This is a genomic window from Thermodesulfovibrio sp. 1176 (assembly GCF_029946585.1).
Classification (GTDB): Bacteria; Nitrospirota; Thermodesulfovibrionia; order Thermodesulfovibrionales; family Thermodesulfovibrionaceae; genus Thermodesulfovibrio.
Genome location: NZ_JARZRZ010000002.1, coordinates 36,211 through 48,151, shown reverse-complemented (window position 1 = coordinate 48,151; position 11,941 = coordinate 36,211). Strand labels below are relative to the sequence as shown.

The window sequence follows — 11,941 nt, the reverse complement described above, 5'->3', positions numbered from 1 at the left end:
TTTTAAAACACTTTTAATTTTACTTTTACCTTTTCGTATATTTCCTTTGCTATTTCATCTATTGGTTGGGTAGCATCAATAATAATAAATCTCTCTGCCTCTTTTGATGCAAGCTCTAAAAAACCCTGCCTTACTCTATTATGAAAAGAAATCTCTTCAATTTCAAATCTGTCTTTTTTATTAATTTTTTTATTTCTTGTGAGCCCTATTTCTACTGGTAAATCTAAAAGTACAGTCAAATGGGGTTTGAATTCATTTAGTAAGATTTTATTTAGTGTATTGATTAAATCTAAGGAAACACCTCTTCCATATCCTTGATAAGCCAAGGTTGAATCTGTAAATCTATCAGATATAACTATAAATCCTTCATCAATTAGAGGCTTTATTTTTTCTTCTACATGCTGAATTCTATCTGAAAAATATAGTAAAAGTTCACTAATTGAATGGATTTTTAATTCTTCATCTAATAACACATTCCTTAACCTTTTGCCTAACTCAGTATCGCCAGGTTCAAAGGTATACATAACCTTTAATCCATTCTCACGTAGTCTTACCTCAAGAAGTTTTGCCTGAGTTGATTTTCCCGAACCTTCTATTCCCTCAAAGGATATAAAAATTCCCTCTGTCATTTAAAATCTACTTTTTAAACTTTTAAGAATACTGCAGACTCTAAGGGAGTCTTTTTCATCAAGGGATCCCATCCCGCAAGATGGTGTAAGAAGGGATTTTTGATAAATTAGAGGAATTTCCTTCCCAATTTCTTCTATTTTTAACAAGGCTGTTGTGATTATTTTTTCGTCATCTAATTCCCTTAAATCATCCGTTGTTGGTACAAATCCCCAGGCTATGTATCCGCCTTTTGTGAGAAAATTATTAATTTCTTGTTTATATATTTTAAAAAAATCAAAGAAGAAATAAGCATCAAAGCTTAATATGTCAATACTTAAATTTAAAATCTCTCTCCAGTCAGCCCTTCCACAGCAGTGAAGCCCTACTTTAGCACCTAAGTTTTTAATATAAGAAGCTAACTCCTCTATAAGTCTTATCACCTCTGCCTGCTCTACTGAAATATAAGCTGAGGTACCTAATGCCTGAAGTATTGGTTCATCTATAAAAATTATAACACTTTCTGAGAAGGTTCTTAAAAAATTAAACTGCCACTTAGCCTTTGCTTTTAAATGCATTAGTATGAGTTCTCTTAAAGTTTCGTCAAAATAAACTGGCTTTCCTTCTTCGTCTTTAAGAGAAAGGTTAAACGTTAAAGGACCTGTAATTTGACCCTTGAATATTTCAACTTTTTTAGTTTCTAAGATTTCCCTCATTTTATAGATTCCACTGGCAAAGTCTTTACTGATAGGTGATTCTTTCTGTTCAGAATAGTTTGTAAGCCATTCTGTAATTAATTCATCATTCTTTTTTAGATAAAATTTATCACCTTCAACTACAATACATGGTAATCCTTCAGAAAATTGAGGAATCATCAATTCCTTTGATGAGTATTTTGGAAGTTGAGGCCAGAATGGTATATCAAAGGAGCTAATAATCAACTCACAGGCTTTAAAAGGCGCACTGTGTGGCATACTTCCGATACCAGTGGTGCTGAAAGGTTTGATCACCCTTAATTACTCCCTTTTGCTCAATTTTTTCAGTATTTCAGGATACTCCTTTGAAAAATCAGGAAAAGCTCTTTTTAAAAAAAGTTTGATTGCTTTAATTTCAAGGGCAACATCATTAAGTTTATCCATCTGTTTATTTATTTCAGTAACTTTATCAGAGAGAACCTTAATTTCTGCCTCTATTAAAGCAATCTGTTCTTTTAAACTAATTAATTCTTTCATAAGTCTTCCTTTTATTTATTTCTTCTTAATGCTCTCATTTTTTTACGGAGTTTTCTGTATTTGTGCTTTTTAATCTTTTTCTTCCTCCACTTAAGAACACTTCCCACTCTATTCACCTCCTTTATTTTTTATTGTCTCTATAAAAGCTTCAAGCCAAAGCTCATTTACCGTTGAATTAAGTCCATCAAAGGCAAGGGATACTACAGGTATATTGTAATCTCTTTGAATAAATCTTAATAAAGCAGTTACAATTGCACCAGGCATACATCCAAAGGGCATTGTGTTTATTAATCCGCTTGCTCCTTTTTTAATCAAATCTATACTTTTACCTATACTCAAAACGGTTTCTCCTTCAAAACTATCAGGAACATAGGGCGATGCAAATTTAAAAATTTCCTTAATTGAGGGTTCTTTGATAAACTTTAATTCTCCTTTGAAATTTTTCAAAAATTTCTTTTCAACCCTCCACTGGAAAAATTTATTAATAAGAATTTTTATAATAGCAGATTTATCCTTTTTTATCAAGGCTTTTCTCAATGCCATTTTATTTAAATAGTGAATCCATTCTTCAATAGGTGTTAAATAAACCTCTACTCCTAAGGATTCAAGCCTTTTTATCAGGTTTTCATTAGAAAAGGCATGGGAACGAACAAATATTTCTCCTACAATTCCTATAAGTGGTTTTTTATCTTTATATTTCGGAATATTTTCAAAATCCTTTCTCATATTTTTCAGTAAAGTATCAAAGTTACCATTTTTACTTTTTAAGACTTCGAAAATTTTTTGAAGATACTGTTCATATAAAGCTTCTGTTTCTCCTTTGTTTTTTTCATAGGGTCTGCACTGAAGAAGTAGTTTTGTGAGGATTCCGTAAGCAACAATTCCTTGCCAGGCTCTTAAAGAAAAATCACCGCCTGCAATATTTAAATCTCTATAAAACTGAGCATCCTGCTGAGGTGAATAGACAGGAACATTTTCAAATCCCAATTTTTTAAGCATCATTCTATGGGAGATATTGTACTGTCCAAATCTGCAGGGACCTGCTCCAGAAGGCATGAAAAAGGCGGTTTTTTCAGGATTGAAATCTTTTGAATATACAATTTTTAGCATATCTCCAAGGGTTACCAAATAGGGAAAACATTCTCCTCCACAAACATGTTTTCTGGCAAGCTCAATAGATGTTTTATCTGAAGGAGGCATAACTTCTGCATCAATTCCGCAGTAATTAAAGGCTGCCTTTAAGGCAAAGGCATGGTCAGACATTCTTGGAATGAATATTGTTCTCTTTGATAGATCAGAATTTGAACTTTTTGATAACAGAGGTAAAAATACAGATTTTTCAATTGGTTTATCGTCTTTTCTGTTTTTAATACTATCTATAAATGCCTCCAACCTTGTGACAATACCTGCATCGGCACTGTGTTCATCGATTTCTAAAATAAGATAGGGATGTTGACCCATTTCTTCTTTGAAATAATTGATTATGAAGGAGTCAGGACCGCAGGAAAAATTGGTGATAAAAACAGGATAGAGGGAGTCTAATTTTTGGATGAATTTTGTTGCCCTTATAATTCTCTGTCCCGAACGCCAATAAAGATTGCTCCATGTATCCTTTATGTTGATATTATCAAAGGGAAGCATATCAAATGGTATGGGAAGAACTCCCATTTTTGTTAGTTTTCCTGATATATCAAGACTTACTGCTTTATCAAAAGAATTGTAGGCTCTTCCAACAATAATAACAGTGGTAACCTGACCAAGAGTTTTTTCCTTTGAAGATTCAAGTAACTTTAATCCTTCCTTTTGTAGGTTAGTAACAAATTCTTTTTGTTTTTGCCTTGCAACATCTATTTTTGTGTCCAGATTTTTTAAATTAACAATTCCTTTAAAAACATTCTGAAGTTCCTTTTTAAGATAATCAAAACCCCTTGAAAAATCAATCCTCGGTATAATTATCTTTGCCTCTTTAAACATTCCTCTACTTACATAGGGAATTGTCTGCACAAGAGGGCAGGCAAGACCTCTTTCATATTCGTCATGGAGATTTAAATTTATAAAACTTGGAAGAAAAATTAAGTCTACACCCTTTTCAATTAAATCAGCTATATGTCCATAGGCAACTTTAAGAGGAAAACATGCCTCAGATAATACTTTTTCAACTCCTTTATTGATTATTTCCTTGTTGGTTTTTTCTGATACTTTTACTTTAAATCCAAGCTCCCAAAGAAGTGTACTCCAGAAGGGAAGCTGTTCTAAGAAGTAAAATATATAGGGAATTCCTATTGTAGGAGCTTTCCTATTACCATACTTTTCCTCATATTCTTTATGTGTTTTCCATAGTAAATCTTCTCTTATACTTACAGGATTAACTAAATTTATGTTTAGGTAATCCTGCTTTTCGTATTTTTCACATCTGCCTCCATAAAAAAGGTAATTTTCTTCTCCTTGAATTTTTACTCTGTTTATTTCGCAATAATTTGGACAGCCTTTACATTCAAAGGAGGAAATTTTATAATCTTTATCTTTTAAAGTAAATCCCTTGAATTTGCTTGCCTTACCATTTTTCATCGCATCCTTAGCAATTAAGGCAGAACCGATTGCCCCCATGACTTCATGGTTTGGAGGAATAATTAATTCAAAGGAATCCCCAATTTTGCTTTTTAGAAAGTTTTCAAAGGCAGATATAACAGCTTTATTAAAGGCTACACCGCCTTGAAAGAATATTTTTTTGCCAATTGATTTTCCTGCAACAACCCTGTTTATATAATTTTCCACTATGCTGTAACAGAGTCCTGCAACAATATCTTCTTTTTTAGCACCTTTATGAAGATTAATAACAAGAGAGTTTTCCATAAAGACTGTGCATCTTTCTCCAAGTCTGCAGGGTTTTTCAGAGGAAAATGCGAGATTTTGAAACTCTTCAAGGGTTATTCCAAGTTTGTCTGCCTGTTCTTCAATAAATGAACCTGTACCTGCTGCACAGGCTTTGTTCATCTCGAAATCTATTACATTTCCATCTTTAAGACGGATATATTTTGAGTCCTGTCCTCCAATTTCAAAAATTGTATCAACTGTTGGGTCATAATGAAAAGCTCCACGGGCATGGGCAGTAATTTCATTTTTGATTACATCGGCTCCTACAAAATCTGCAATCATATAACGGCCTGAACCAGTAACACCTACTCCTTTTATCACAATTGATGGAAATTTTTCTGAAATTTCTCTTAAACCTCTTTTTACTGCATCAATGGGTTTTCCTGCAGTAGGAAGATATTTTTTTATAAGAAGATTTCCCTTTTCATCTAATAAAACAATATTGGTGCTAACTGAACCAATGTCTATTCCAAGATATGCTGAAGGAGGAGATTCTTCGCTTCGCTCAGAATGACAGGATGGGGGTGGCTCAGAATGACAGAGCGATGATGCTTCAAAATAAGAGGGTGATGGGGACTCAGAATTACATAGCAATGGTGCCTTAAAATAAGAGTGTGAGGGTGCATCAGAATAAGAGGTTTTAGGAGGCTTCAGGGGAGGTAGTCCATATTCAATCTCTGCTTTGATTTCACTAAGTTTTTCAATTATTTTTTCATTTAAATAAACCTCTCCTGAAAAGCCCTTTAAGGCTGCACCTATTGCACCAGTGACCTCAAAATGCTCTGGCACAAGAATTTCATTTATCCTGAGAATTTTCTTAAAAGCCTTTATCATTCCCTTGTTAGCAGCAACTCCACCTTGAAAGGCAACTAATGGTTTAATTTCTCTTCCTTTAAACATTGTAGCCTTGAAATTTCTTGCAAGGGCAAAACACAAGCCAGCAATAATATCCTCTATAGGTGTTGCAATCTGTTGCAGATGAATCATATCCGATTTTGCAAAAACACTACAACGACCTGCAATTTTTGAAGGTCTTGAGGATTTTGTTGCAAGTTCACTGAATTCTTCTATGCTTAATCCAAGGCGTTCTGCCTGTTGTTCAAGAAAAGAGCCTGTTCCAGCAGCACAAATGCTGTTTAATGAAAAATCCTTTATTCTTCCTCCAGTATCAAGAAAAATAAGCTTTGAATCTTCTCCACCAATTTCAATAATTGTTCTTACTTGGGGATAAAAAAAGGATGTTGCAGTAGCTTGGGAGACAATTTCATTTACATAGGGAGCAGAAACCTTCTTGGCAATAAATCTTCCGCTTACTCCTGTGAAACATATTTTTAGATTTTTATAAATAGAAAAAATCTCTTTTAAAAGGTTTGATACTATTTCACCGGGTTTGCCAAAATGTTTCAAATAACGTTTTTCAATGAGATGTCCTTCTTTATTTATAATTGCAATCTTGGCTGTTTCACTTCCTACATCAATTCCGAGGGAAAGATTAGAATCCATATTCATGCCATCTTTTTGTAACAAGCTCTTTTATTTCCTTTGCCTGAGTAATTTCCTCAGGCCAGTCTCTCATCATTCCTTCTTCGCGCATTTTACGGGTTGCATCAATTCCCATTTTGCCACCAAATCTTGGAAAACTTGATGCATGATCAAGTTCATCAACAGGACCTTCAGAAATAATTACATCCCTTCGCCAGTCTACATTATTGAGGACTTTCCATGCAGTTGTTGATAAATCCTGAACATTTACATCTTCATCTACAACAATTATCAGTTTTGAAAAGCTCATCTGACCCATGCCCCATAGTCCGTGAATTATTTTTTTCCCGTGTCCTGGATACTGCTTTTTTATTGATATAATAGCAGCATTGTGAAATACTCCTTCCATAGGAAGATTCATATCTCTTATTTCAGGAAATTGCATTCTTAAAAGTGGTAGAAAAATTCTTTCTGTTGCCTTACCCATATAACAGTCTTCCATTGGAGGTTTACCAACAACTGTTGCAGGATATATTGGATTTTTTCTATGGGTAATACAAGTGATATGAAAAACAGGAAATTTATCTACTGGGGAGTAAAACCCTGTGTGGTCACCAAAGGGACCTTCATCTCTTAATTCATGAGGGTCAACATATCCTTCTAAGACTATTTCTGCATTAGCCGGAACTTCTATATCAGAGGTAATACATTTTACCATTTCAACGGGTTTCCTTCTTAAAAATCCTGCAAAAACCATCTCATCAACTCCGTAGGGAAGAGGTGCAGTAGAAGAATAAATCACAGCTGGGTCACTGCCAATTGCAACTGCTACAGGCATTCTTTTACCGAGTTCTTTATATTTTCTGTAGTGCACTGCACCGTCTTTATGAATATGCCAATGCATTCCTGTTGTTCTTTCGTCATAGACATGCATTCTATACATTCCACAATTTTGAATCCCTGTGTCAGGATCCCGAGTAAAGACCATTGGAAAAGTTATGAATCTGCCTCCGTCATTAGGCCAGGTTTTTAAAATCGGAAGTTTATTGAGGTCTGGTTCATGATTTATTACTTCCTGACAGGGAGCTTTACTTACTCTTTTTGGAAGATACTTACTTACTTCAATTAATTCAAAAAGTGCCTTAATTTTCTCCTTGAAAGTCTTTGGCGGGCTTTGGTGTAAAAGCTGTTCTATTCTCTTTCCAATATCATCGAGGCTTTCAACTTCAAGGCTAAGGCACATTCTTTCAAAGGAGCCAAATATATTTGTAACAACTGGAATTTGTGATCCCTTTACTTTTTCAAAAAACAGGGCTTTTCCACCATTTGGGCTTTTACACATTCTATCAGTAATTTCGGCAATTTCAAGGATAGGGTCTACTTCTACAGTAACCCTATGAAGTAATCCTTTTTTTTCGAGAACTTGTAAGAATTCTCTTAAATCATTGTATGCCATATAAAGATATTATCTCTGTATATCTTACAATAAGTCAATTACTGTCTCATTGTGAAGTTTTCAATACTCCGAAAAATATCTTTCTATAGGTTGTGTAGGTTGAAAAGATTCTTCAGTCGCTTACGCTCCTTCAGAATGACAGAATAGGAAGATTAGGATGACCATTTCACTGTCATCCTGAATGCAGTGAAGGGTCTCAGTTTATCAAGGGAAAAAAGTAAGAGATTCCTTGCTCCTCTTATGCTTCGTTCAGAATAACAGGTTGTAGTTTTAAGAATGAAAAAAATAAAATCGGAATGAGATTTCTCCTCTTCGGCTTTGATTTGAATAAAAATCCAATGCTGTGTTACTCTTTTTTTTAAGTCTTAAATTTTTAAACCACTTAAAAGAAATAATAAATGGAGGAGGCTGTGGACGAATTAATCAAGGCATTGATTCTTGGAATTATTCAAGGGATTACAGAGTTTCTTCCTATAAGTAGCACTGCTCATCTTGTTATTACTCCATGGATTTTTGGATGGACTGGTCCGCTTAATTCTTTAAGTTTTAATATAGCTGTTCATGTTGGTACTTTACTTTCTCTTTTTTACTGCTTCTGGAGAGACTGGATCGATATATTTTTTAAAGACAGAAAAATGCTTGGGTATTTAATAATCGGAACACTACCTGCTGCTGTTGCTGGTTTAGTCTTCCATGATTTAATAGAAAGCTCTTTGAGAAATCCTTTAATTATTGTTTTTACCCTTGTTACAGTTGGAGTACTGATGCTAATTGCTGAAAAAGTTAGTAAAAGACAACGTGACTCCATTACTCTTTCTGATGCAATTATAATTGGAACAGCTCAGGCAATAGCTCTTATTCCTGGTGTATCTCGTTCTGGAATAACTATAACAGCAGGACTTTTTAAAGGACTTAAAAGAGATTATGCTGCAAAGTTCTCCTTTTTACTTTCTGCTCCTGCAATAGCTGGAGCTGCAACACTTGATTTTTATAAATCCGTAAAAATTGGGTATTCCTATGATTATTCTCTTTTTCTTGTAGGATTAATCTCTGCTGCTATTACAGGAATTATTGCAATCAAATTTCTTCTTAATTTCCTAAAAAAATATCCTCTAAACCTCTTCATATATTATCGATGGGTTTTAGCAGGAGTGATTTTTTTGTTATATTCTTTTAGAAGCTAATGGAAAAAAAAATAGCAGATAGAAAAATTAAAAAAGTTGCTTATTACAGAAAACCTAAATCAATAAAAAAGAATTCTAAGAGTTTTTCCGCCTCCGATGTCTTTAAATCAATCTTGTTAATTGCCTTTGCCGTATACCTTGCTGTAAGTCTGCTTAGCTACTACTATCTTGATCCCTCCTTTTTAACCTATACAAAAGCAAAACCTCTAAACTACGGAGGAATAGTAGGTTCCTATCTGTCTGACCTTATACTTAGTATTTTTGGAGTTGGAGGTTTTTTACTCCCGCCATTGATTCTTTTTTTGGGAATAAAAAGATTTATCGGCAATCCAATGGAGATTATAAAGCTCCCTTGGGTTTTGATAATACTCTTTTCCTCTTCTGTTATGCTGGAACCTCTGAGGGAAAAAGTTGAATTATATATAAAGATTCCAGAAGGATTATCTTTCATTGCCTTTTATGAGAGTGAAAAATTCATATCCCTTACAGGAACCTATATTTTATGGGCTTCTGTTTTCATTGCATCAATTATTTTAATAAAACCCGAAATAATCAAAAGAAGAAAGGAGGAAACTCCTTTAGAGTCTGAGACTTCTTCGGAAATTAAAGTAGTCAAGGTCTCAAAACCAGGACCCCCTCTTAAAGAACCACCTAAGATTTTAAAGAGCAAAGATATTGATGAAAAGCAAAAAATAGAAGCAGAACAAAAGGGGTTTCTTGTCCCACCTCTTTCCTTGCTTAAGATTGAAAAAACAGAAGAGACTATTTCAAAGGATGAAATTATTGCCTCAGCAAGAAGTATTGAAGCAAGATTTTCTGAATTTGGTATTCATGGCAGTATTAAAGAGGTTCATCCCGGACCTGTTGTTACCATGTATGAATTTGAGCCAGCAAGTGGAATAAAACTAAGCAAAATAATAACCCTAAGTGATGAACTTGCCCTTTCCCTTAAAGCCCAGAGCATAAGAATATATCCAATTCCTGGTAGATCAGCCATTGGAATTGAAGTCCCCAATAAAAAACGTCAGATCGTAAGGCTTGGTGAGATAATTTCCTCAGAAAAATTTCAGAACTCTTCATCCTATCTTACCCTTGCTTTGGGCAAAGACATCTACGGTAATCCCGTTGTAACAGACCTTGCAAAGATGCCCCATCTTTTGGTTGCTGGAGCAACAGGTTCAGGTAAAAGTGTTTGTTTAAATACAATGATACTGAGTCTCCTATACAAAGCCACACCCCATGATGTAAGATTGCTTCTTATTGATCCAAAACTTCTTGAACTTTCAACCTATGAAAATATTCCCCATCTTATGTATCCTGTAATCACAGAACCAAAGGAAGCCTCAGAGGCATTGAAAAAAGTCATTGTTGAAATGGAAAGAAGATATAAACTCTTTGCATCTCGTGGATTCAGAAACATAGATAGCTTTAACCAGTCAGTTCCAATTGAAGAAAAGATTCCATACATAGTTGTATTTATTGACGAATTTGCAGACTTAATGTTTACAGCACCCACAGAAGTAGAACAATCAATTACCCGAATTGCTCAGATGGCAAGGGCATCGGGAATTCATCTTGTTGTAGCCACACAAAGACCAAGCGTTGATGTAATAACAGGAATAATAAAAGCTAACTTTCCTGCACGAATAGCCTTTCAGGTATCATCTCGGATTGATTCCCGAACAATACTTGATAGTCAGGGAGCTGAGAAACTTCTTGGCATGGGAGATATGCTTTTTATGATTTCAGGTGTAAAAATAATAAGAGTTCACGGTGCCTACGTAAGTGAAGAAGAGGTTAAATCAGTCACTGAATACCTACGCAGTCAGGGTAGCCCTGATTATTCCCTTTTTGAATCCATAGAGATACCAGAAAACAAAAAAGACAATGGTAAAACACAGGAAACAGAAAGGGACGAACTTTATGAACAGGTCATTGAATATGCAACACAGACAGGTGAGATATCCATATCTCTTATACAGCGGAGATTCAAGATTGGTTACAATCGCGCAGCTCGGATAATGGATTTACTTGAACAGGATGGACTTGTAGGTCCTCCACAGGGCGCAGGCAAACCAAGAAAATTTTTGGGAAGATAATTTATTAATCTTTTTGTAAATCTTTGAAATCAACTTCTTCTGGATAACCATAAGCTTCTATGCCAGATGATAAAGCAAACTCCCTTGCTCCATAGTCAAACATAGGAGATATCATTATTTTTCTTTTAACTGAGATGCCTTCTTTTTGTTCATAAAAATCTATTTTCCTTAAAAAGGTTGCTACATCACCTTTACTTATCGATGATTTTATTTCAGCTACTATAACTTCTCCGTTTTTTATTATTAAATCAAGCTCTATTTGGTCAGGTTTTCCAAAAACAATACCCTCTTCATCTTTTGCTTTGTATCTCTGCACCTGTACAGGGAAACTCTCTTCAAGAATTCCTTTTATGGCATCTCTGAAAGATGATTCAGCCCTGAATCCCCATCTTGCACCAAGAGCTCCAATTGATGTGTCATGTTTTCTATGAAGAAGTTTAATTTCTTCAAGGATTGCACCAATTTTCTTTTGATTTTCCCACCACTTTTTATTTTGTTCATCCCAAAGTTTCTTCTGTTCTTCCCATCTTTTATTGTTTTCCTCCCATCTTATATTGTTTTCCTCCCATCTTTTATTATTTTCCTCCCATCTTCTATTGTTTTCCTCCCATCTTTTATTATTTTCTTCCCATTTTTTTTCGCTTTCCAGTCTCTGTTGTTGTATTTCTTTTAGTAATTGCTCAAATCTATCTTCTGTTTTTTTCTTGTCAGCAAATTTTTCCTCAAACAGACGAGATATGAACTCCCTGAGTTTAATATCTCTCTTAATGAGTTTTGGAAGCTCTGTGATTATGATTTGTCTTACTTCTTCCTTTGTATAAGGTTTTCCATTCTTTTTCTGCATATTTTATATTTGCCTATGAGAGGAAAAATTGTCAAATTTCAATGGCTAATTAAAATTGCCGATAGAAAAATAGAGAATCTACTCCTACATTGTAATTCCGATGGGCTTGATGTCCTTATTTTGTCGCCCTTGCTTTTCCCCTATGTCTTCTTGGACTTTTTTTG

At 34.5% G+C, this 11,941-nt stretch carries 8 protein-coding genes; 2 read left to right on the top strand and 6 right to left on the bottom strand.

What is annotated here, in order from left to right; genetic code table 11:
- Window positions 1–2: 2 nt before the first annotated feature.
- The 5 genes from tmk to QI155_RS04000 form a co-directional block, all read right to left on the bottom strand.
- Complete coding sequence (tmk, locus tag QI155_RS04020; RefSeq protein ID WP_068860518.1) at window positions 3–629, bottom strand: dTMP kinase; 627 nt, start codon at window positions 627–629, stop codon at window positions 3–5.
- On the bottom strand, window positions 630–1,616 hold the full coding sequence (locus QI155_RS04015; protein WP_281321166.1) for a hypothetical protein: 987 nt from the start codon (window positions 1,614–1,616) through the stop codon (window positions 630–632).
- Between the two features lie 6 nt (window positions 1,617–1,622).
- Window positions 1,623–1,838, bottom strand: coding sequence for a hypothetical protein (locus QI155_RS04010; protein ID WP_068860522.1), 216 nt, complete (start codon window positions 1,836–1,838; stop codon window positions 1,623–1,625).
- 108 nt (window positions 1,839–1,946) lie between these two features.
- Window positions 1,947–6,215 carry an acyl-CoA dehydratase activase gene (locus QI155_RS04005; protein WP_281321165.1) on the bottom strand — a complete coding sequence of 1,423 codons (4,269 nt, stop codon included), beginning with the start codon at window positions 6,213–6,215 and terminating at the stop codon, window positions 1,947–1,949.
- Window positions 6,205–7,650 carry a menaquinone biosynthesis decarboxylase gene (locus QI155_RS04000; protein ID WP_068860524.1) on the bottom strand — a complete coding sequence of 482 codons (1,446 nt, stop codon included), beginning with the start codon at window positions 7,648–7,650 and terminating at the stop codon, window positions 6,205–6,207. Before QI155_RS04000 ends, QI155_RS04005 begins: the two co-directional genes overlap by 11 nt.
- A gap of 410 nt (window positions 7,651–8,060) precedes the next feature.
- Between QI155_RS04000 and uppP the strand changes: the two genes are divergently transcribed.
- Window positions 8,061–8,834 carry an undecaprenyl-diphosphatase UppP gene (gene uppP / locus QI155_RS03995; RefSeq protein WP_143600728.1) on the top strand — a complete coding sequence of 258 codons (774 nt, stop codon included), beginning with the start codon at window positions 8,061–8,063 and terminating at the stop codon, window positions 8,832–8,834.
- The gene (locus QI155_RS03990) at window positions 8,834–10,933 is read left to right on the top strand and encodes a DNA translocase FtsK (RefSeq protein ID WP_083200097.1); all 2,100 of its coding nucleotides are present in this window, start codon (window positions 8,834–8,836) and stop codon (window positions 10,931–10,933) included. The genes uppP and QI155_RS03990 overlap by 1 nt, the downstream gene beginning before the upstream one ends.
- 4 nt (window positions 10,934–10,937) lie before the next feature.
- Here the strand turns inward: QI155_RS03990 and QI155_RS03985 are convergent, their stop codons facing one another.
- Window positions 10,938–11,777, bottom strand: coding sequence for a DUF3782 domain-containing protein (locus tag QI155_RS03985; RefSeq protein ID WP_281321164.1), 840 nt, complete (start codon window positions 11,775–11,777; stop codon window positions 10,938–10,940).
- Window positions 11,778–11,941: the final 164 nt, after the last annotated feature.